The 23983-nt window shown below is 35.6% G+C and carries 23 protein-coding genes and 1 rRNA gene; 2 read left to right on the forward strand and 22 right to left on the reverse strand.

What is annotated here, in order from left to right; genetic code table 11:
* The 11 genes from C7390_RS12005 to C7390_RS12055 form a co-directional block, all read right to left on the reverse strand.
* A 16S ribosomal RNA gene (locus C7390_RS12005) occupies positions 1-95 on the reverse strand; the annotation flags it as partial.
* Between the two features lie 540 nt (positions 96-635).
* Positions 636-1523 carry a hypothetical protein gene (locus C7390_RS12010; RefSeq protein ID WP_318295693.1) on the reverse strand — a complete coding sequence of 296 codons (888 nt, stop codon included), beginning with the start codon at positions 1521-1523 and terminating at the stop codon, positions 636-638.
* A gap of 3 nt (positions 1524-1526) precedes the next feature.
* A complete protein-coding gene (locus C7390_RS12015; RefSeq protein ID WP_055306940.1) occupies positions 1527-2285 on the reverse strand; it encodes a hypothetical protein in 759 nt (252 codons plus the stop codon).
* Positions 2286-2319: 34 nt separating this feature from the next.
* A complete protein-coding gene (locus C7390_RS12020) occupies positions 2320-3219 on the reverse strand; it encodes a hypothetical protein (protein WP_055177594.1) in 900 nt (299 codons plus the stop codon).
* Positions 3220-3233: 14 nt separating this feature from the next.
* Entirely contained in the window at positions 3234-3818 is a 585-nt protein-coding gene (locus C7390_RS12025; protein ID WP_116444260.1) for a DUF4352 domain-containing protein, read from the reverse strand.
* Positions 3805-4635 carry a hypothetical protein gene (locus tag C7390_RS12030; protein ID WP_116444261.1) on the reverse strand — a complete coding sequence of 277 codons (831 nt, stop codon included), beginning with the start codon at positions 4633-4635 and terminating at the stop codon, positions 3805-3807. The genes C7390_RS12025 and C7390_RS12030 overlap by 14 nt, the downstream gene beginning before the upstream one ends.
* A 147-nt stretch (positions 4636-4782) precedes the next feature.
* A complete protein-coding gene (locus C7390_RS12035) occupies positions 4783-6096 on the reverse strand; it encodes a GHKL domain-containing protein (RefSeq protein ID WP_116444262.1) in 1314 nt (437 codons plus the stop codon).
* Positions 6097-6123: 27 nt separating this feature from the next.
* Positions 6124-6867, reverse strand: coding sequence for a LytR/AlgR family response regulator transcription factor (locus C7390_RS12040; protein WP_116444263.1), 744 nt, complete (start codon positions 6865-6867; stop codon positions 6124-6126).
* Between the two features lie 13 nt (positions 6868-6880).
* Complete coding sequence (locus C7390_RS12045; protein ID WP_116444264.1) at positions 6881-7627, reverse strand: CvpA family protein; 747 nt, start codon at positions 7625-7627, stop codon at positions 6881-6883.
* A gap of 100 nt (positions 7628-7727) precedes the next feature.
* Positions 7728-8990, reverse strand: coding sequence for a DUF5711 family protein (locus C7390_RS12050; RefSeq protein ID WP_116444265.1), 1263 nt, complete (start codon positions 8988-8990; stop codon positions 7728-7730).
* Between the two features lie 67 nt (positions 8991-9057).
* A complete protein-coding gene (locus tag C7390_RS12055; RefSeq protein WP_116444266.1) occupies positions 9058-10353 on the reverse strand; it encodes a LysM peptidoglycan-binding domain-containing protein in 1296 nt (431 codons plus the stop codon).
* 246 nt (positions 10354-10599) lie between these two features.
* On the opposite strand from C7390_RS12055, the gene yyaC reads away from it, so the two are divergent.
* A complete protein-coding gene (gene yyaC, locus C7390_RS12060) occupies positions 10600-11169 on the forward strand; it encodes a spore protease YyaC (protein WP_022502451.1) in 570 nt (189 codons plus the stop codon).
* Positions 11170-11172: 3 nt separating this feature from the next.
* On the opposite strand, the gene C7390_RS12065 is transcribed toward yyaC, so the two are convergent.
* From C7390_RS12065 to C7390_RS12075, 3 genes are all read right to left on the reverse strand, one after another.
* Positions 11173-12264 (reverse strand): hypothetical protein, encoded by a 1092-nt coding sequence (locus C7390_RS12065; protein WP_055306944.1) that lies wholly within the window; start codon positions 12262-12264, stop codon positions 11173-11175.
* A gap of 19 nt (positions 12265-12283) precedes the next feature.
* A complete protein-coding gene (locus C7390_RS12070) occupies positions 12284-14569 on the reverse strand; it encodes a hydratase (protein WP_022502453.1) in 2286 nt (761 codons plus the stop codon).
* A gap of 68 nt (positions 14570-14637) precedes the next feature.
* Positions 14638-15054 carry an HIT family protein gene (locus C7390_RS12075; RefSeq protein ID WP_022502454.1) on the reverse strand — a complete coding sequence of 139 codons (417 nt, stop codon included), beginning with the start codon at positions 15052-15054 and terminating at the stop codon, positions 14638-14640.
* 142 nt (positions 15055-15196) lie between these two features.
* Between C7390_RS12075 and C7390_RS12080 the strand changes: the two genes are divergently transcribed.
* On the forward strand, positions 15197-16027 hold the full coding sequence (locus tag C7390_RS12080; RefSeq protein ID WP_022502455.1) for an ATP-binding protein: 831 nt from the start codon (positions 15197-15199) through the stop codon (positions 16025-16027).
* Here C7390_RS12080 and C7390_RS12085 read toward each other — a convergent pair.
* The 8 genes from C7390_RS12085 to C7390_RS12120 form a co-directional block, all read right to left on the reverse strand.
* Positions 16011-17003, reverse strand: coding sequence for an SCP2 sterol-binding domain-containing protein (locus tag C7390_RS12085; RefSeq protein ID WP_022502456.1), 993 nt, complete (start codon positions 17001-17003; stop codon positions 16011-16013). The two genes, C7390_RS12080 and C7390_RS12085, sit on opposite strands and share 17 nt — an antisense overlap.
* 109 nt (positions 17004-17112) lie before the next feature.
* Positions 17113-18759 carry a DUF6382 domain-containing protein gene (locus C7390_RS12090; protein ID WP_116444267.1) on the reverse strand — a complete coding sequence of 549 codons (1647 nt, stop codon included), beginning with the start codon at positions 18757-18759 and terminating at the stop codon, positions 17113-17115.
* Positions 18759-19160, reverse strand: coding sequence for a TadE family protein (locus C7390_RS12095; protein WP_022502458.1), 402 nt, complete (start codon positions 19158-19160; stop codon positions 18759-18761). The genes C7390_RS12090 and C7390_RS12095 overlap by 1 nt, the downstream gene beginning before the upstream one ends.
* A gap of 32 nt (positions 19161-19192) precedes the next feature.
* Positions 19193-19663, reverse strand: coding sequence for a hypothetical protein (locus C7390_RS12100; protein ID WP_022502459.1), 471 nt, complete (start codon positions 19661-19663; stop codon positions 19193-19195).
* Between the two features lie 15 nt (positions 19664-19678).
* Positions 19679-20533 (reverse strand): hypothetical protein, encoded by an 855-nt coding sequence (locus tag C7390_RS12105; RefSeq protein ID WP_116444268.1) that lies wholly within the window; start codon positions 20531-20533, stop codon positions 19679-19681.
* A 102-nt stretch (positions 20534-20635) separates the two neighbouring features.
* Positions 20636-22363 (reverse strand): DUF5702 domain-containing protein, encoded by a 1728-nt coding sequence (locus C7390_RS12110; RefSeq protein ID WP_116444269.1) that lies wholly within the window; start codon positions 22361-22363, stop codon positions 20636-20638.
* Entirely contained in the window at positions 22360-22557 is a 198-nt protein-coding gene (locus tag C7390_RS12115) for a Flp1 family type IVb pilin (RefSeq protein ID WP_022502462.1), read from the reverse strand. The genes C7390_RS12110 and C7390_RS12115 overlap by 4 nt, the downstream gene beginning before the upstream one ends.
* A gap of 229 nt (positions 22558-22786) precedes the next feature.
* Positions 22787-23932 carry a type II secretion system F family protein gene (locus tag C7390_RS12120; protein WP_022502463.1) on the reverse strand — a complete coding sequence of 382 codons (1146 nt, stop codon included), beginning with the start codon at positions 23930-23932 and terminating at the stop codon, positions 22787-22789.
* Between the last annotated feature and the right edge of the window lie 51 nt (positions 23933-23983).

Consider the following 23983-nt stretch of genomic DNA (forward strand, 5'->3'; position numbering starts at 1 on the left):
AACCGAAGTAATCTGTCTTAAATGCTTCGTTCGACTTGCATGTGTTAAGCACGCCGCCAGCGTTCATCCTGAGCCAGGATCAAACTCTCATAAAAAGTTTGCCTTGTCAGTTACAAACTAACTAGCTTAATAATAGTTTCCTTATACTGTGTTTAAGGATTCATTCAATTGCTTGAATGATGTTCACAAAAGATGTATACTTAATTCTATTGAATTCTGTACTCATCTCGAAATTCTAAAAAGAATTTTCAAGGTTGTCTTTCTGTTCAGTTATCAAAGTTCATCGCTCTCAAATCCAGTATTTATCTGTGTTTGAGAAGCTTTTGTGTCGCTGTCGTATCGCGGCGACTTGATTATAATAGCACCACCCATCACATATGTCAACAACTTTTTTCAATTTTTTTTAATTTTTTTGAGATTTTTGTTGATTTGGCAAAGCTAATTCTTTGCAAAGCCGCGTATTTACTAGCTTTGCAGCATTTTAATATTTTCCTTGATTTTGGAGATTTTTTTATTTTTTACCTCAATTTAATCTGTTTTTCTTATATTTATGGCTTAAAATATCCTTTTCTTTTTTGCAATAAATTGAAATCTTTCCCAATTTATAATGCATTTAAGCATTATTCGTGTCCCTGTCACTCCTGTTTCTGGTTAATTATATCCATTTTTCTTATATATAATGAGCCTGCTACTATGCAGAAGATTGTTATTGCCGCCATAATAATTACTCCCAATAATATGTTATATCCTTCTGGGCTGTATATTCCATTTCTTAAAGCCATACAATATATGGATATAATGAATGGATTATCTGAAAATGCACCTATAATAAGATATGACATCACAATAACATATCCAATGACTGGTGATATAATAAGTCCGACTGTAATCTGGATAATGCAGAAGGTTATTGTCATAAGCAGGCTCATAGCCATAAGACTTATCACCAGACCTGTCAGATTAGTGTTCTGTATAATAATCTGTTTATCCATAGAAATAGCCGAATAGCATACTTCTGGTGTCGGTGCAAGCTTAACGCCTCCTGTGCATATTCCAGCCACTATTATTACAGCATACAATATTGCATAACTTAGCACTGCTGTTAATATGCCCCATATACATTTGCTTATCCACCAGTTAAACCTACTTCCTGTTCTGACGATAATATTCTTTCCAAAGCCATACAGGTCTTTGATGACATAATTGCCGACAATATAAGCTACAAATATATTAGGAAGCATATACACAGAGGATATGTCTACGGTTTTAATCACACCACTATCATATTTCTTAACACCCCTTAACACCCATAAAATCATATCTCCACACGTATACGAGTCAATATGTCTGCTAAAGCTGCATATCATAATAAAATATATTACACATACTGCATATATTATTCCAAGCATTGCAAATCTTTTCCATTGCTGTACAATGCCCTCTCTTATGTCGCTTTTTATCTGCCACCACAACATCCACACTCTCTCCCTTATCTTTTCTGCAAAGTTATAAGTTTTCTGCACAATCTATGTCCCTAAGAATTCCTTTTTCTTAAATCTTACTGCCACGTTCACAAGGACAAATATTATTACCATAACTATCAGCGGATATATTATATTTACACCTAAGTTTAAGCCAACCTTGTATGTATAGCTTGATACCTGATAACTGCCAAATATTAAGCCATGGCTTTCAAAGCTTCTGTCTATAGTAATTAATATTATTGCAGATATATATCCTGCCCATTCTTTATTGGTGCACCACCATACTCCGATCATTACAATTCCCGTTATTAAAAAGCACTGAAATGTCTCTATTACATATGCCACCAGCAGCATAACAAATGATGGCTGTTCTTCACATACTTTTCCAAGCCATTTTGCACAGCGACTATATTGTTCTCCCCAATTATAAAATGTATTTGTCCGCAATAAACCTACAATCGTGGTTAAAGCAAAGACATATACCGTAAAAAACGTACACAAAATTAGTAAATCTATCACGCATCTTTTCCATACATCATTAACTGTGCGTTCCCTGACAACCTGCATTATTCTCTGGTTATGCCTTTCGACAAATAATGTATAAAACAGCAGCAATGGAACACCAAATGTATCCACCACATGCAAAATACCTATTATATAGACATCATATAAGCACGGCACTCCTCCGCCGCTCCCAAGCTGCCCATTAAAATTAATAACAGCAGCAATTGTCATTGCACCTAATATAATAGCTGTAAACCTTGACTCATTTACCCGCAATAAATCAACTAATCTTTTCATCATACCACCTGTTATTGCAATTCTTCACGTTCCATTATTCCTGTCTTATATCCAGTTTAATAAGACTCTTAATCTTCTCAAAGTAGCCTCTGTCCTTGTTTTGATTATTACTTTCGTACATAAATGAAGTTGAAAAATATATATTGTCATATGAAATATCATCTCCATACACCAGATCTCCATATACACCCTTTCCTATATCCTTATCATAACGATATGTATACTGTTCAACCCACTTATCTTCTTCAAAATATATTAACACTTCTTCTTTTTCCTCGCCCGGCTGTAATGTAATTTTAGAAGCCGATTTCAAAGTAAATGCATCTGGTGCATTTGCACAAATAGGTCCTCCATCATTTGTCCCTTTCAAGCGTCTGTATTTCATCACAGAATTCTCCTTTTTTATGCTATACAGACTCAGGCTGTGTATAGGCAATGTGTATTCACTATTATTCTCATTTTTTATACTAAGCTTTACAAAAAGCGCTTTCCTCTCAACCCCACGTTCACTGTCTAATATATTCCCCTGTTCATCTATATAATCATCTGTTTCTACATAAAGCAGGAAATTTCTTATATTATCATATGCCGCCTGTGATGTAAGCTGTCTTAAATCACTAAAATCATCTGTAATAAGGGCATCTGTAACTGTAAATGATAACGTATCATTTCTACTACCAATTGTAACCTTAGCCGTCTCCCCAGTCTGTACCAGTTCCGGCATATAATTTTTATTGCACTCCTTATAATCTTCTGTATATACGCGTGGTGAATTGTCAGAAACCATATCTGATTGTCCAGATGATTCACTGCCATTTGATTTTGATGATGCATTTTCCATCATCTGATATATATCATCAGTACTTTGGCTGCTACAGCCTGATACCAGCATTAATACACATAAAATAGCAAATATTATACTTTTTCTTTTCATAAATAAACTCCTCTTTACAATCCCTTAATATCATCAAGAACTATAATTTCGTGTACAGGATAATTAGACAGTACAATACGAATCTGTGACTTTTTCAACATCCATCTTCTATCATCCCGCAACACTCCTTGTGACATTATAAAATGCAATACAATTTCCCTTTGTTCTTGTGCTTTAAGCTTTATGCTTGTCAATTCTCCATTTTCCATCACTTCTCCATATATTAATACGCCAACAGGATATATCTCCAATCCAAGATGCTCTAAAAGTGTTTTTGATAATTTGATTTCCTTATCTGTTTCATTCTTGACATCAATCTTCGCTATAAAATAATAAGTATTACTATTATTCCCGTTATCAGGGAGAAGTTCTGATCCATATTGGCTGTTTGCTTCTTTCTGCGGCATATATTCTACAGAATTAACTTTTATGCTCGTATCGCCCGTCCTTACCCATTCTCCAATTGAATGCACCTGCTGCTCTGGCTTTGGAAATCTTTTATTGACATCTATGTAACCTACAAGCCACACACCAGATACTACTAATATCAGGCAGGCTATAACAACACGCTTTATAATTCTCTTTTTAGAGTGCATCATTCTTCACCCCTCTCCACACATATATAACAAGATCAAACAACAAAACCACGCATATAAATATCACATAACTCTGCCAGTAATTTATTGCCACCTGATCAATCCTGAACAATCTCCATGGAGCCGCCCCTTTTATATATCTATATTTAACAGGAATCCATGTTGAAACTGCATTAATGAATTCACATAATACACTTGGAAACAACAGTACAATAAATGCATTATTAACATACAGCGATACAACGAGAGACATTGTTGCCATCAGTCCTGCACATATAAACTGGAGAATAAAATATAACAAATAATATATATACGGATGTGAGAATAATATATATGACCATATTCCATTGCCATTACAGGGAACAGTATGACTAATTGCTATAAAAGATGGCATCACTGCTGATGTAGCAATCAGATCCAGTACTAACGGAGCAACTACCGCCGTTCCACCTGTAAGAAACACTGCAATATATTTGGCTGATATGTAATTAATCTTTTTGGTTCTTGTATAATAATTCTTTACAATCCCCTTTTTATAATCTGTATAATATGTAACGGCATAAGGCACAACAGCAAGTAACGGAATAAGCCTGACATACAATGTGTAATGCCAGCCTTCGCCCATTGCCATCCACATATTATTAACATTGGCTACTGTTTCAAGATTACCTGTTTTATAAAAATGTAATGGATCGAGTGCCGTTGGTAATACCTTCTGAAAAAAATGTAATGTACTTATAACTATACCTATCAGGAGCGACACTTTTAAACCTGCACTTTTAAACGCCCTCTCCAGCTCTATTTTTAACATCTGCTTCATAATATCCTCCATTCCTGTGTTAAGCCCAGCCGCATAAAAAAATCCAGCACATAGATTCTAATCTCTATGCACTGGATTATATCATACGCATTTTGCGATATTCGGTTAATGTAAAAAGTTGTATTCATTAATGTAACTTTTTGCACATCAAATGCTTATCTTGGTCTGATACACATTTTCAGACACATTTTCCTTATAACTTCCTCCATATTTCTTAACAATACGGCGCACATTATTAATGCCCCTGCCGTGATCTATGTAATATATGGCTGGCTTCTTTTCTGTATCTTTCAGGTAATTATTCTCTATTATTATTATAAGCTTTCCTATGCTCTCTGTTATAATTATATGTATATAACCACCTGTATTAATATTATTCACAGCTTTAATGCTGTTGTCTAACAGATTACCTATTATAACTCCTAAATCTCCCATATCCACACTAATCTGCTCTGGAACTTCCGCCTCACATTCCACCGAAATGTTATCAGCAACACCACTGAGCTTGTATGTCAGAATGTTATTGATGACAAGATTATTACAGTATATTTTCCCCTTAACCATATCGACACTTCCTATCATTCCGTCTAAATAATCAAGTGCCGCACTGCTGTCATTCTGTACTATAACACTCCTTAAGGAACTAAGCCTGTTCTTGATATCGTGCCTTATATCCCTTAATTCTTCCTGTCCTGATTTGATATTATCGTATATTTCCCTGTTAGTCTGCCGCTCACGTTCAAGCATAATAATCTCATAACTATGACGGCTGTTCTGTTCAATCATATTAATAAGCATCGCTATTATGTTAGTTATGCACCATAGAATAATAAGAACTGCCAGCACAATTGGTCTTGTGTCAACATATTTATATGCCATTTTGCTTACCATAATACCTGCCACAGTTATGCCAAGTGACGTCACAGCTATAGCTGTCCCTGCAAGCCTTCCAAGCTTTATGCCTATATATTTATCATATACATCAACAAGTATTACAATCAGTATTCTTACCATAATAATACAGCTAATTTCTCTACTAATGTCTGAACTGTACTTTTCAATTCTCGTAAGAGAACAGTTCTCCAATATCAGACGAACCAGAATATTAACAGTAACCGACATACTTATATGATATGCCGTACTGGCTGTTACCGTGTATACATCAAAAGCACTATACTTAAAACCTGCAAGCATAATAACAAGAAGAAGTATATACATCGTATAGCTGTTGTTAATCAGAAAACTGTACATACATAATATATCAACTGCCGCCAGAAGAATATTATATACATAATAAACAGCTATTTTAAAATAACTTAACAGCCGTACATTAAGCCCATATGAACTATCTGCTGGTTTCAAATGTTCCACATATATATAATTCTTCTGATACCCAATATATATAATATAGTCTATTATACCTGCCAGCATACACAATAAAAACATATGATTATCTAACATATCTTAAGTGCACCTCTTAATATTAAACTACCAGAGCCTTCTGCTTTTGCCTCTCTCTGATGTTATATAGCTCGTATAATCTGTCATAAAATCGTTATATCTTCCACGTCCCAAGTCCAGTCTTATCTCTTTGCCATCTACGCCTCTCCTGCACCAGACATTGGATTTATCAACCCTGCTTACATATCTGTAATTAACAATACAGCCACTTCTTGTCTTTCCAAATATCAGCTCTGGAAGTTTATTATATACATCATTAATCTTTCCATAGAACTGATATTCCATATTAGTGGTTATAAGGTTAATTATTCTTTTGGACGACTCCATATACACGATATCGTCATAGTATGTGCTGACTAACTCTCTGTTACATCTGAATATAAGCTTGTCATCTCTTGAATTAATAACCTCTTCAAGCTGTGTTACAATCTTGTCCACCTTCTGCATTGTAACAGGCTTCACAATATAATTAAAAGCGTGTACATCAAATGCTTCCGCCATATAATCTGTATGGCTTGTCGTGAACACTACTATTGAATTAATATCTGACTGTTTAATATTCTTTGCCAGCTCTACACCATTATCCGCCCCAAGTTCAATATCAAGAAAATAAGCATCATAATGCTTATTGTTAAGTTCTCGTTTTATGTCATCTACACCAAAATATACATCTACTTCTGCTTCACATTCTGTTTCCCTCAATCTGTCATCAAGAAGATGTTCCAATGTTCCCGCCTGTATCTTATCATCTTCACATATAGCTATACGCATATTATTCCTCTGTCTATGATATTATCATCTTCATTATAATATTATTATCGTATATAAATTCCAAAAAGCTGCTGCTATGAATCTGTGCAAGTATATCCGAAGCCCATACATTATTGCCAAATGCTGTAACTATTGCAAATACTACCCACACTATAATAAGTCCTTCAACTATACCTGCTATTGTTCCGCACAATTTGTCAGCCTGATGAATAACCGGAAGCCTGCTTATTACGCCTGTCACTCCAATAAACACCTTAAGAATTATGTATAATATAACAAATACTATGCAGTAGCATATTGCATTAATTATGATAGTACTAAGCTGTGCCGCAAATATCTGTGCCGCCATCTCTTTTATTGTAACCTCAGCCGATGTTCCAGCTGAGTCTAGTATTTTCATAGCTGCTGACTCTGTTATATTGTCAGAAAGGCTCTGTGGAAGCTTCATATATTCACTTATGGCATCAACCTTTGACTGTATCGCATCCTTGTATACAACAGTACTGCTGTCTATAACCTGTGAATCATCTTCTCCATATTTCCTGCCGTCTTTTATGATATTTTCATATATACTCTGTGTAATACGCTCGTCCATATCCGTATCATTCTTTACTTTTTCACTTACTATTGGTGATGCAAATGTTGTGACAGCTATTGTTATAATCATAGCAACGAGTGATGCCGCCATTCTTATTGCACCTTTTTTCATTCCATTAAAAGCCGCTATACATAAAATAGCCGCAACGCATATTAGTACCATATCATCTCCTGTTAAATATTATAAAATTACCATTATATTTCATATAATTCATTATCCGTCATTGAGTCATTCCAGACATTATTTATTATCTAAATTGTAGTTACTTGAGTTTAATATTCTGGATATACTTGGTGTTAATTAATATATATTCACCTCTTGTACCTGTTGGAAGTACCTTACTAGCCGGCATATCAAAGCTCATATTAGCAACATTCTTTCCTTTAAGATTGAATACAGAAAATGAAGTCGAATTATTCATAACTACACTTGAACCATCAAACTGTATATTATCAACCTGTGTTCCAAATTCAGCTTCACACACCTTTGAACCAGAAAAATTGTATACAACCATTTTGTATAATTCTCCTGAGTCTGAGTTATCCAGCACAAGGCCAATATAATCTGTGCCAAAGAATACCCTGTCTATTGTATTATCTATCTGTATTTCCTTTTCAAGACTTGGATATTCCTTTATCTTATATATGCTTATTACATTTTCTCCAACTGCTACCGCTATATTATTGCTTAAGAACTGGACATCTCCAACAAGCACGTCATTATAATGATTGAAACCACCAACAACTCGCTCAGTTTCATTCTGTCCCACCTCCGAAAAGTTGTAGAACACCACATTAGTCTTAATCTCTTCACCGCTTACATATACATATGAGGCGATAAGCTTGGCTGAGTCGTTGGAAATACTTATATCAAGCGGATATCCATCTCCTGCAAGTGTTGTCTTTACACTGTAGATTTTATTGCCTTCCTTGTCATACATATTGATGTAGTTAGCTTCATTATCTTCAAGCACTGCCGCAACTGCTCCATTAGCTGCAACCTCAATCTGCGATATGACAAGTGAAGTATCTACTTTTCCTATATTGCCATTTTTATTAAAAATATATATCGTATTGCCGTTAATATCTCCTATTGCAACACAGTCCTCACATATCTTAACCTGCGGCTTCTGCATAGAATATGTCTGGTTCCACAGTGCCTTGCCCTTGGCCGTATAATATGCTGCACCATCATTACTGTATCTTATATAACCATCACCATATGCTATATAGCCAGAAGACTCAATATCTTCCCTGTTAAGAGAACCTGTAACTGAATACGAGGTAAATACATATCCATCAATAAGCCTCATAACAAGCACTACCGCAATTGCGATTACAATCACGCCAATAGCAGCTATTATTAGCATATGTCTTCTATGCTTCTTTATTCTGTGTTTGACAATCTCATCATCTTCCGTTTCGTGCGTCGCCGCCTCCGAAACATTATTCATCTGTATTACTTTTCTTGCCGGAGCGTTCTTATCTCCATTAAATCTTGAACTTCCTGAAATTATATCAGCCATCTGTTGTCCCCTTTATTATAATCAAGGCTTAAAAGCTGATTTTATTATACATTATCCCCATAAATATTCAAGGAAGTTTTATTTCTTGTCCGACATATAGAACATTGGCATCATCTAATTCATTATACTTAAGAACCTCTGTATATTTAGTTGTAGTTCCATAATGCTTCTTGCATATGCTCATAAGCGTATCCCCTGTCTTTACCGTATATACATAAGCTGCATAAGCCGCCGTATCATCACCAGACGAAACACCCTGTGCTGTCTTAGTATCCGTGCTGCTGTCAGAGCTGTTCTCATCGCCCACGCCATTCGCATCGTCTGAGTTATTCAAACTTTCCGAACTGTTCACACTGCCGGAGTTTCTTTCTGTGCCGCCGGAATTGCTTCCTGTGTTACTGTAGTTATCCGCATTTTTCATATTATCTTCGTTCTGTGATGTGTCTGTATCGCCTTTAGTTGGATACACATCTCCTGACAACTTGTTCACTGTAACCGTGTCATCCTGATTGTCTGACTGGTCTGTATCATTTCCCGACATCTGATTCATAAGAGTATTAATCGACTTGTCGAACTGCTTCATCTTCTCATAGCTGTTCATAAGATTAATTCCAATAACAATTATGACCACAACAAGAAATGTACTCATAACATACATAAATGAATTACTTTTCTTCTGTTCGTGCAGCTCATCTTTTTCTTTGATTACATTTCTTATTGTCTGCATAACCTTATCAGTCCTGGAATCCTCACAGGATTTCTTTCCATTGCGTTCAAGCATATATTCCTGCATTTCATAATTCCGCTCATAGAAACACACATATCCTTTCTGTTTTCTAAGACTTCCATTTTCATACAGGTAAAAATGCTCCTCTTTACAGGCCGTATCCACAAGATATAATGTCTTCATCATACCCGCAAAATTATCAAGATGGATTTTCTTAAGCCTTGCCATTCTCTCACTTGTTAAATCTGGCACAACTGCAAACCAGCCCACAACCGACAGATTTGGAAAATATTTCTCTGTATCTGAATATATTCTGTTCCATACATTTTCATCAAAACGTATTCTCTCCCCCTTATCCTCTACAACAGATTTAATTACCCCCTTTACAAATACGCATTTTTCCTCACTGTCCTTCTGCAGCTCGCCTAATAACACGCCAGCCTGCTCTATCATTGGATTATTATATGCAATAGAATTGATGTATGTAAACGCATAATCTTCTATGTATATTTTCTTATCAGAGCTTACATCACCTATCTGCTTTATATTCTTTGGTCTTCTTATGCCTGTCACACCTTCTTTTACATGGTGTGAATTCTTATCCGACTCATCTTTATTACATATAATCTCAATCATACCCTCCTCATTCCTGCGCTGATATTAAGCAATAGACACACAACAATACATTCTGACAGCGCACATATGTATTGCCGCATTAGGTATGTCCACTTTTGATATTTGCATAATAGCACCATAAACTTAAGAATTTTATCATAATATGTCGGCTGGATAATTTAATTTTATTTTTTGTAATATTTTTTGATGCCACTAAATATATTATCTTAAAAATATATTGCAAATTGTGCGAAGAAGTGAGGTCTTATGAATTATTATTTTGATTCTTCCAGCGAAAAAGCTGCTTTATTATTAAGCATACGACTTAAGTCAATAATAAACACTAAGAAGAAGCCTAATCAGGAAATCATAATTCTATGTATTGGCAGTGACCGCTCAACCGGCGACAGTCTTGGACCTCTTATTGGGTACAAGCTAAAGAAAGCACCTCAATGTGGATTCTACATATATGGAGATTTAATGCACCCTGTACACGCAGGCAATCTTCAACTATATATAGACAAAATCAATGAAACCTTTGTTGATCCTTTTATTATTGCGATTGATGCTTCTCTTGGACGTGAAGAACATATCGGACTTATCACTTTAGGAGAAGGTCCTTTAAAACCTGGACTCGGGGTCAAAAAAAAGCTGCCTGAAGTCGGAGCTGTTCACATTACCGGAATCGTTAATTCTTCCAGTAATTCTAATCACTCCATACTTCAGACAACCCGTCTTTACCTTATAATCCAGCTTGCTGATGTAATATTTAACGCACTCAATGCACTGCTTATATCGGGCAATATATTAATTATTACCCCAAAAACTATAGCCTGATGGTTATTTCCTATTCTTGTATACAGCCATTGCCTGCGAAATAGTCTGTGCTTCTCCTGAACTGATAATATTATCAAGTTCTGTTAAGCGCTGGACATTAACAAATTCTTTACCAAGATAAGCTTCATAATTAGATGATATATATATTCTCTGCTGTTTGATGAGGTCATCTAACTTCATATATTCATCTTTCTTCTTGGCAAGTTCTTCTCTCATAAGATTAAGCTTATCTAAGTATCTGCCCTCTACCTCTTTAACAAGGTCCGGCTTTACAGTTTCTTCAAATTCCCTTAAAGCATTCTGCTTCTCTTCCTCGGTCTTTTTAATATTATCACCGATAGAATTAATTCTGTTATCAAAGCTTTCAAGCCCATACATAGCTTCGTCTTTATCTTTCTTGATTGAATGTTGTGTCTTTTTGATTATTCTTTTATTATCCCTTATCTTATACCTGGTATCCCTTGCCGCCATAATAGTATCCTTATGTGCAAGTATAAGGTTAATATATACGCTTCTTCCAATTATAAGAAGTAATATTCCCATCACGCCAGCATATATAACCGGTACATATGCTGGTATGACTGGTAATAAATATAATGCCGCAGGTATTAATGCAAATACTATGAGCAGAAATAAAGTATACACTAATACATCTCTGACTTTTCTTGAAATATATAATGCCATAAAAAATGAATTATTAACAATACGAGGTATATTCTCCTGAATAAATGCTTCATTAATCTCATTCTGAAGGCTCTTATTCTCAGCTCTTAAAGATGCTGTCTCAGAAGCTATTCGCTCTTTAATCCCCTGCATCTTAGCTTTATCTCTGTCTGCCTGAACCTGCTTAATTGTGTCTTTATCCTGTGAAACCGCTTTATCATAACCTGCACATATAGAGTCCGTACTTTCACTTATTCTTGACGAAATCTCATCTTCCATAGCTTTAGTGGTGCTATCTATCTCCTTGGTTATATCCCTGATACTTACTGACATACGCTCAAGACGTTCTTTCTTTTCAGCGTGTTCATTAATATCGCCAAGAATCTGCTCTAAAACCTGCTGGTCACCATTGAGTATATTCTGTTCTGCCATTATCTGCCTCTATTTTATATTAATGGTTTCTGTAGTAGTTAATAAGACATCCGTCAAGAATTATCTCACGCTCATCATCTGTAAGCTCATCCATTTTAAGTTCAAATTCTTTCATATCTTTGTTAACTACATATGCTTTCATTGATGTAGCCTTATTCTTAACCGCATCAGCTATCTTAGGTATAAAGATATAATCTCCATTAGTAAATGGAAGTTCTCCCTTATCTATTATAAATGGAAGCATACCCCAGTTAATAAGGTTAGAACGGTATCTCTTAGTAGCGTACTCATTAGCTATATTAGCCCATCCGCCAAGAACCTTCTGACATGATGCTGCCTGCTCTCTTGCCGAACCATCACCTGGCTTAACTGCAAATATTGTGCTTCCAACACCAACATTTTCTTTGCTTACATCATAAGTTTCTTTAATCTTATGCATAATATCTCTTAACTCTGGAAGTGCTTCTCCCATACATTCGCCAGCTTCTCTTGCTTTCTCTGCCTTCTGTACTTCTTTAGCACGTCCAACATATGCTGGGTCTTTTCTTGAAAGAGCAAATTCTGCAAGTCCTAAAGGATTAGAACGGTATGATGATGTCTCTCCTGATGGGATAAGTTCATCTGTTGTTGTAACTGGGTCGTGAATTTCTGATACAACCTTAATGATTAAGTTCTCTGGGAGTGCTACCATCTCTGGCCAGTCCTTAATATTAGGTCCAAACTGTATTTCCTGTTCTGGGTCTGCTACACCCTTGCTGTCAAATACTCTGTTAGCATATATAGCACTATCAAAATGATATGTTGGTCCTGTGAATTCTACATCACAATCTGTAGCTGCTGTAAGGAAGCCCTTATTAGCTGCTGTAGCTGCAATAGATCTTGCATCCATAAGTGCAACTGATGATATCTGTCCATTCTGTAACTTAGAACCTTCTCTGTTAGGGAAGTTTCTTGTAGAATGTCTGATAGAAAATGCGTTGTTTGCAGGAGTATCACCAGCACCAAAGCAAGGTCCACAGAATGCAGTCTTAACAATTGCACCTGTCTCCATAAGGTCAGCAAGACGTCCATTTCTTGCAAGCTCCATATATATAGGTGTACTTGCTGGATATACGCTTAATGTGAACTCGTCTGCACCTATTGAATGGCCTCTTAATATGTCTGCTGCCGCACAGATATTCTCAAATCCACCACCTGCACAACCAGCGATAATTCCCTGATCTACATAAAGCCTGCCATCTTTAATCTTATTAGTAAGCTTGAAGTCTACCTGTCCGTCAAGACTTACAAGTGCCTTCTTCTCTACATCTCTTAAAATATCCTCAAGGTTAGCATTAAGTTCATCAATAGTATATGTATTACTTGGATGGAATGGCATTGCTATCATTGGCTTAATCTTACTAAGGTCAACATATACAACTCCGTCATAATATGCGACACTGCCAGGATTAAGTTCCTTGTAGCTCTCGCTTCTTCCGTGTATATCATAGAATTCCTTAATCTTTTCATCAGTTCTCCATATTGATGAAAGACAAGTTGTCTCTGTTGTCATAACATCAACGCCAATTCTGAAATCAGCACTTAAGTTAGACACACCTGGTCCAACGAATTCCATAACCTTATTCTTAACATATCCGTTAGCGAATACCTCACCTATAATTGCAAGTGCAACGTCCTGAGGACCTACGCCCTTCATTGGCTCACCTGTCATATAGATAGCTACAACACCCGGCATATTAATATCGTATGTCTTATTAAGAAGCTGTTTAACAAGCTCTGGTCCACCTTCACCCATTGCCATAGTACCAAGTGCACCATAACGTGTATGGCTGTCTGAACCAAGTATCATCTTGCCGCCTTCTGCAAGCATTTCTCTTGCAAACTGGTGAATAACGGCCTGATGTGGAGGTACATATATTCCGCCGTATTTCTTAGCACATGTAAGTCCAAACATATGATCATCTTCGTTAATTGTTCCACCTACTGCACATAAACTGTTGTGACAGTTAGTAAGTACATAAGGTATTGGGAACTTCTCAAGTCCTGATGCTCTTGCTGTCTGTATAATTCCTACGAATGTAATATCGTGTGAAGTCATCTTATCAAACTTTATCTTAAGCTTGTCCATATTATCTGAGGTATTATGTGATTTAAGAATTCCATAGGCAATTGTATTCTTTGCCGCCTCTTCACTTGTGATATTACTGCCTGTCTTAGCAGCTACCTGTGCTAATGCTGTCTGGCTATCTTCAATAATTTCTGTTCCATTAATGAGATATGCCCCACCTTTGCTTAACTTAACCATTGATTATTGTTCCTCCTGAATATTATATATGTTATTAAACATCTAGCTATTAATTATATGCTTATATTTTATAAATAAGGTGTAACCTTATTCTTTATAGCATTAATAACATCTTCTTTAGCTTCTCCCGGCTTCCAGCCTACATTAACTGTATCATTCTTATATCTAGGAATGATGTGCATATGAAAATGGAATACTGTCTGGCCTGCTGCCTCGCCATTATTCTGTACTATATTAAGTCCTTCATAATCCAATGACTGTTTATATGCTTTGGCAATCCTTGTAGCAACCTTAAATATATGAGCTGCTGTATCTTCATCCATAGAATATATGTCATCATAATGGTTCTTTGGAAGAATTAAAACGTGTCCATCTGATGCAGGACCTGCATCAAATATAACTTTTACAATATCATCCTCATATAATGAATTAGTTGGTATGTCTCCATTAGCCAGCTTGCAGAATATGCAATCATCTTTTTTCATAGAGCATATCTCCTCCCATTTATTATTTACTTATTTTATGTTTCAGTATATACTCGTATAATAACTTAAAGCAAGGTGGATTACAATATTATTTGCTTTAAAAGACAAAAAAGTACAGCCAAATGGCAGAATGGGGATTGTAATGCTAACTTTTAACGAATATACAACTATATCCAATAACTGTAGTGATAATAAACAGTTATCTGATGCAATTAACAGCGTATGCAGTGCCGCCCTTGAAGAAAGCTCTGTAATCTCTCACGAAATCAAGAACCAGGCAGCCTATTTAAAGACCTGCTACCAGCTTCTTTCAAGCCGCAATGATGAACTTCGCAGTAACAAATTCTGGAATAATATGGGTTCAACAATAGATGAACTTGTTAATTATCTTGAAAGAACATCTATCTACAGATACAGCTTCAAGCAAAGCGAAACGGTAAGCTGTACTCTATCTGATATCATTAACAACATTAACGAATATATCAAATCAAGATACAATGGTCTTATAGCCCTTGATACTTCTAATATCAGCCTGGAATGTAGTTCAGCTTCAATATATGCCAGCTCTCATTATCTTAATATTGCCTTAAAAGAAATCATTGATAATGCTTACGAAGCCGCCAGTGAGCGTAACTGTAACAATTGTATACTTATATTGTCCGCTATAATGTCACCTGACATTAAAGATAAGCTGATTCTTTCAATAGGAAGTAATAAAACCAATAACGGCAGCTCTATTTACCAGCCTGACAATATCAGCTCCTGCATTAACAATGACATTAATGATAATAACTGTAACAGACCTGGACTTAAAAGTAAGCTCTGCAAGCCTTTCTACACAACACACAAGGGGCACACTGGTCTTGGTCTTTCAATTGTGAACCAGATATGCCTTTTAAGCGGCATTGACTGGAATATCATATCCGATAATGATGTAGTAACTACAGTTTTCGCTTTTAATCTTCAAAATTAAATACTTCGTCTAACATTCTTAATGTTCTGAAATTACCTTTGGCTGTCATATCTCCAGTCATAAATGCCCTGTGGAATGTAATTCTCCCCTGAACTATGCGGTCAAAGGTTTCTTTAGACATTTTACCAATAACATCAGCTTCCATATCCTGACCAAACTCTACTGTAAGATTGCTTCCCTGAACATTAACTATAATATTCTTATCCTTATCGCTTATCATAAACATATACCTGCCATTATAATTAAGCTGTGGCTTAAAATGATTTCTGAATACGCTAAGATAATAATCATCTCCACCATTCTGTTCATCACTAAGAAGTTCTTTATATATGCTTGCAAGTGACTCTATATCCTCTTTCTGTGTCTTAACAAATTCATCATCAGATGCATACTTAGATAGCTGTTCACTCTCCTGAGGTGTGAAATTAACAACCTCTTTAATAACATTCTTTCTTATAGTCTGACTGCTTGAAGGAAGATTTCTTAAGCCCTTTGATATGGTTCTGTATATATTTTCAGCATATTTTTCGATTATCTCTTTATATTCATTATTAAATTCAAAATCTGTTGTATCGTCTACATAAGCACTTAATGACTCACCTACAACTCCACCTATTATCTCCCACGAATTGCTGAGTGCTGTAACAACTTCACGTTCTCCATATGCTCTTGACATAACCACCGGAAACATATACGTAGATGATGTTCTGCTCTTGTCTGCATATAGCCAGCAGGAGTCAAGAAGTGTCTGCATATAGCCTCCCATACCAACCCACTCAACTGTAGTAGCAAACACAACTCCGTCTGCCTCAACTACTGACTGCGAAAGAGTTGTAATTGTATTCTTTATCTCATAAAGATTATACCTTGTAACGTGAACATTAAGTTCCTCTAACACTTCCTGGATTCTGTTAATAACGACAATTGTCGGGTCATCTACAAGACCTCGTCCACCATAATATATGTTTACATTCATATAATTAATATCCTCCCAAATATACCTGTTATCAATTAAGCTTTCCGATAATTGTAACACAAGTATTAGATTTTGGCGACATTTACTGTACTGACTTTATACACTTACTTTATACTATACTTACTTTGAACTCATACACCGCAAACTTTAATATATCTCCATTATTAATATTAACTCTTGTATGCACCTTCAGTCTCTCACCATTAATATAAGTACCATTAGTCGAATTCATATCCTCTACAAAGAAACCTTTATCGCCATACGAAAAACAGGCGTGAAGCTTACTTATAACCGGATTGTCTATGTATACATCAGAAGCTTCCCTGATGCTTCCAACTGTGCAGGGAAACTTACACAGACCAATGGTATTATTAACATTATCATATTCTCCATTATCAGGTCTTACATCAGGAAACAAATCATCTGTCAGACCTTGAAGGCAAAGCTTATTATTCTTATTATCTTCTTCTGCCAGTGATTTAAGATAGTCACTTAAAAGAATTGTATGCTCACATTCTTCTGCCCTATTATCTACATTTCCCTCATTATCTTTAATAACCTCTGCCGTTACAAGCTTATTATCAATCTCCTCGTTAAGATCAAAACGATACGGAATTTCGTTGACATTTTCTGACTTCGCCTGCTTTAAATCTCCAACAAGCACACCCGCCTTATCTGCAATATAGAACAACACAATTCCAGCTATAAGTAATGCTGCCGATACAACTGTATCCAGCTTTACAACCGCATAACTACGAAACAAAAGACTTGCCGCTGAGTTATATAACAATAAAACTGCCACTGCCTTTAATATAAGCTGTGTCTTTTTGTCAATGCATTTATTATGCTCTTCAACACCAACTGGCTCCGGTCTTACCGCTGATAATATCTTCCCATTAGCATATGGTCTTTTATCATTAATATCTGTATGCGGCTCATCAGCACTGCTTCCCTTATTAATATTTCTTTGGGAACTAAAATCCGGTACACTATCCGATTTTCTTCGGAATTTAGAATTGACGGTGCTCTCATTATTATTTGCACCCCTGCAATTTACCACACTATCAGCATTATTGAGAACCTTAGAGCCTGCCATTCCCTCTGTATTATTGATAATATTAGAATACTCACCACCCTCCGCCGTATTATCAGAACCACTTTTATCCACCGAATTACTTTCATCTTCATTATCTTCAAATAACTGCATAAGATTATATGGTGTGTAATCTCTTACGAGAATTCTCTGGTACGCTTCATAGAATTTTACAAGTCTTATTTTTTCAATTGAATGGTCAAATCTTTCTAATATATATTCATACAGGCTTCGCATTTTCCCATAAAAATCCGTATTATTATCCAGCAGGGAATACATAAAATACACTTTCTTATCTACTAAAGAAATATATATACATCCTGGGTCTAATATTACACGATCAAGATTAAGCATATATTCATTTACAACTCTTGCCATCTTAGATATGTTGCCAAGCAATGACTGCACATCAGACATATTAACCTTGCCATATTCAAGCAATGTGCTTAACTGCTGTTTTGAAGTTATATCATAATATATACATTTTCTTGAATTAATCTCGTTAATGGAAAATTGAAGAAAATAATCAGGCCTGTTTCGCATAAGCATTTTCATCTCATACTCAACCAGCTCATTGCTATCAGTTATATCAACCACCGCATAACTTATATTATTATTTCTTTCATATTTAATGCTTAAATCCTCACCACAATACTGGCTCATTATCCAACCACCTCCATAAGAGCATTTGTCTTTCGTATCAACCGGGCATTATCTATTTTATTTACATTTTCACTAATATTACATATATCTGACATACCTGCGTAACTTCCTATAACCGGAAAACTGGCACTACACACTATGCTTTCGTCCTGTTGATATACCCTGTCATCATATATATTTATATCCCGAAGGAACATAGTCCTGTCTGCCGCATACCTCTCTCCTCTTTTTATCAGCTCTTTCCTTGCAGTAATATCACTTTCCTTTTCATACTCTATCGATATCTGACTCACCATATTCCTTATGATTATCCTATCGTGCATATAAATCCCAACACTTATCAGTGCAATAATTATCATTGTAAATATCGGAACAATAATTGCATTTTCTACTACTTTCATACATCTCTCCATTTCTTAAACACTGACAACTGTTACTGTAATAAAGTTCTTAATATAGTTCCACCACCAATAACACAACACACTAATGACACCAACAAAAATGGTATATATGGCATAGACGTCCTTAGCTTCATTCTTCCTCCTGCTATCAACGTTCCCCCGGCGATAATTATTAGAAACATAGATAACAACACTGTCTGTATCGTTATATACATTCCTTTAAGCACAGTTATATATGCTATTACTATTGCATCAGCCTCACCTGTTATATGTGTGATCCGTGCAATAATATAAAGACCTGCTCCTATAATAACTGCCGGAATATAATAATCTCTAATCAATAAATGTAGCTCTAATTCACTTCCATCAATAACGTCTGCTAAATGCAGCATAATAATACCAGCTCCCATAACCACAATACTTATAATGTTAATCTTTCTTCTTTTTATATCTGCGTATGACATCGCCGCAAGCCATATAATCAAATATAATGTCTTTAACATCTGCTCCCCCCTGTCTTATTCCTGACACTTTTCGCACAACCTGCGGTCACTGACACTGTCTTTACTGACTTTCTGAATATTTCTTTTAAGTTCTGTACAATTACGCGAGCTGTGGTATCTTGTCCCATATAATGTATAATAAATTGATGTTGTATCTTTTGTCTGTCCGCAATGTTCACACGAATAATATTTAGCACCCGAAGCATTCCTTAAAACATCCATACATGACCTGTCAGCCTCCAATATGTATCTTAACAAATATGTACATTCCTTATCAGTATGATATACTTCGCCCCCGGCTGTAATGTACACATATTCTTTATCTGACACATTTCCTGCAAAATTATCTTTATCCTCCCCAAGCCACGCATTTATCCTCTTTCTGTCGGTAACTCTTATTGTAGACAGACCAAATATATCAAAAGGATTTTTGATACTGTATGTAAGCTTTATATCTATAACTGAATTGTTATTTAATATCTTAGAACTCATAAACATAATTCCGGCATTACCACCCATTATGTTATGGTCAGCAGCATAATCTGTTCCTATCTCGTCTATAAGCAGTCGTCTTATTGTCTCTGCCACCATTCCCTTTGGGACATTTCCACTATTTTCATAAACATATACATAGCCTGCACATTTTCTTAATGTCACATAAAAGGCATTGTTGATGTGGATTCGCACTGCTATAACCTGCATAATAAACATAATTGACATAACAGCATATATAAACAGAGGAATTACAATTGCTCCCTCCACACTTGCCGAAGCATTTAAGTTATGTGCCTTGCTACACTTTATGGTTCTTGATAATATTCTATTAATTACTGGCGTTATTAAATTCCTGTAGTTATGGATTGTCCGCATAATACTATGCACTCCATTTTCTTTTTTCTGCGGGTAAATCTTATCTTTCCTCCCTTCTTAAATATAATCAACCAACTTATTCTGTGTAGAAAGGCACATTTGCTAAATATAACTGTATGACAGCTTCTGCCTGTACACACTGCCTGTTCCATTCATCTTAAAATGTGCAGCTCCGAAAGCTGCATATATGTAATTCTTCATTCTGAATCCGCTGTGCCCATACATAATCATTCTTAATTCCATTAATGCTGCAATGCGGTAATTTCTGTCCGATTTGTTCATAAACATAATTAACAGCTTTAAATATTCTTTATAACCAATACCATTATCCCTGCCATTTTCCTCAACTTTATTATTATTCACAGCCTCATATGATGTAATATTATTTATCAGGGATTGCAAATTCAGCTTTTCATCTACTAATGAACTTAGCTGTAATATCCAGTTATCCCTGTTCTTAATAAGAGCTATTGTTTCTCCTGCCAGCAATTTTCTTAACTCAACTATAGATTCAGCGTATGCCCATATCGAAACAATAATGTACTGCACAAGCCTGACTGCCAGATCACAGCCAGTAACTCCCACCAGTGCCGCCGCCAGCATATAAGCCTCTGACATCTTATCCTGTGAACTTATAAGATAAGATAGGTTAACGCCCTCTCTTATAACAGCTAACTGATTAATTACCTTGTATACATTCTTTCTGTCATTATGTTCACCTCCAATAATATATTCCATTTCATAATCTAATAAAGCACTGCTTCCTGCTCTGTCATTATCACCCGGTGATGTGTCCGTATAACAGATAAAATGCTTCGCAACATATTCCGTGCTTAATACATTTTTCTTTAATGTATCTTCATTCCTGCTTGCTTCGATGCTTCTTTTTATTTCATCTTTATTTATAAAAGAAATGTCACGGCTCTTAATGTATTCATCTGCAAGCTCCTGTATTTCTATATATTTGTTAGAAATCCTGCCTTCTGTCACAGTCTCACAAATTCCTGACTTCAGGTATTCATACAACTGCCATACTGCATTTAACGAAGTATTAATCTGTTCTTTCTGTCTATCTTCATACTGCATATCACCATCATCAGACTGCTCTAACATATCAGCCAGATCCTTTTTTAAGTTTTCATTATCTTCCATAAACTGCTCAGAATATGCCTGTGCCTCACTTAAATTTTCACCACATCTAACATACTTACATTCATTATCAGCTTGAACAGACTCTTGTTCTTTATCATTCTGGACATTCTCCTGTTCTTCGCCACTTAGAATAGACTGTTGTTCTTTATCAAGCACATTGCTATACATTCCATATTCCATAGCCTTAACAATCTGCTCCTCGACACCATATCCCTCATTATCTGTCATATACGAAAACGTATTAAAAGCACAATCTGATAAACTTATATCTGATGAATAACTGCTTATATTTTCGTTAATATAACTACACAGCTTATTATTGAGTATGTCCGATTTATTCAATGCAAATATATTAAAATCTTTAAGAAGCTGGTTATTATAACTTGCAAATACTGACTCCTCCGACAACCTGCAACTCTGTTTAACAACAGTATAATACCCTGATTGCAGTGATGACTTAATGCACGTTGTAATCAGGGAAATCACAACCATTAATACCATTGCCGCCATAACTGTCAATTGTGCCGGCAATGATATATGTAAAATGTCCTTATTACACATATCACTGCTCATACCACAACCAGCATTATATATATTATGGACATCACAATTAACAGCATTATGTATATTATGGACACCATAACTAACAGCATTATTACCCCTACTGACAGCTATCATATTTTGTTAGCCTGGGAAGTCATCTTTGATAAAAGCTTATTGACTAATGATGTTATCTGGCTTTTAAATATTATTACAAGGCCAATCAGAACAACTGTAATAAGAACTATTTCCACAACACCCATTCCATCTTCTTCATTCCAGAATTTCTTAACTGACTTTATTATTACATTTTGTGCTATTCTATTTCCCATATTTATCCTCTTTTCTGCGTGCATTTCTTTCTAAAAATTATACATTTTCCTACAAGGCATACATTTTCTCCCAAAAATTATACATTTTCCTACAAGGCATACATTTTCTCCTTAAAGATATGTATTGCTTCCTGAAAGATTAGTATCCTGCACGCAACGATACCAATCTTCATATAAATAGAACTTCTACCTGTTCTTGTAACTTATTCTTATGACCTGTCCTGCATTTTTACACTTGAAAGCTTATGACTGCTGGCACCATAACAATTATCATTACCACTATCAACAGCATAAACATAGGCATTAATAATCTTGTTGCTGCCTCCTCTCCTTTCTTAACTGCAAGGCTCTTTCTTTGTTCAAATGCATCATAGGATTCCTGATATAATAATTCTTTTAACTCTTTTGTTCCTTTCTTTATATTAGTCTGTAATAGTGATGCTAATTTCAGGTATTCTCTTGTCTGACATCTATGTCCGAATTCTTCATAAGCCTTATACTCACTTATACCTGACTTTATCTGGCAATCTGTTATATACATCTGCTCATACACAATTCTCTCATCTTTAGCACTTTTCTTTTTCCTCATATAATCTTCTATCATCTTCTCCCACGCCCTGCGTACTGTCATTCCTGCACCAAGCAGAAGCGTAAGCTTGGATATAACCTCTGAATAGTCATACTGTAACTGCTTCTGCCTAAGCTTTTGTTCCTCTTTAGCTTTGGTTTTCTTCTTGTAATAAATAAGCACTATAACAGCAATTACAATCATAGCTGCAAATAAAAGATTATTCTTACTTCCTGTCTGTGATTGCACATAGGCATATGTAACACTGGTGTTGTTTATTGTATCCGGCAGTTCTATAACAGCTTTATCCTCATTTTCATTTAATGCGTTGTCTATAATTCTTTTAAGTGTCTGCTTATCTGTCGTTAGCATACTATGCGGATTTTCCCCTAATGATTTAACATTAATATCTATTACTCCGTTTCTTGTATAATCTTCATACGACATTACATAATTCAATGCTGTTTCTACACTTTCACCTGCACCAATATTTTCGTTATATACCGTTCCGTCATAATCTATAATCCGGTAATCTTCCGGATATATATGTATATTGACAATCCCATTACATAAGCTGTCAGGGAACTGAATTGACATAACAATATTATCCAGTGAATCATTATCTTTTTGCAAAATATCCAGCAATTCATCATATGCCCTGTCAAAGCAGGACATCGTTTCCTCATAAGTCATCTTTCTTGGACTAATAACTGTATCTATGCTTATAGTAGTTCCACTATTCTCATCTTTAACGTCAAGCGTTATCTGTTCAGGTTCTTCACCCGGCTCTGGTCTTTTTATTTCCATTTGTACACTCCACTTATCTTATATATTAAATCACTCCTCATATTATCCACC

Source organism: Bacteroides galacturonicus, from assembly GCF_003096855.1.
In the GTDB taxonomy this organism is placed as follows: domain Bacteria; phylum Bacillota; class Clostridia; order Lachnospirales; family Lachnospiraceae; genus Lachnospira; species Lachnospira rogosae.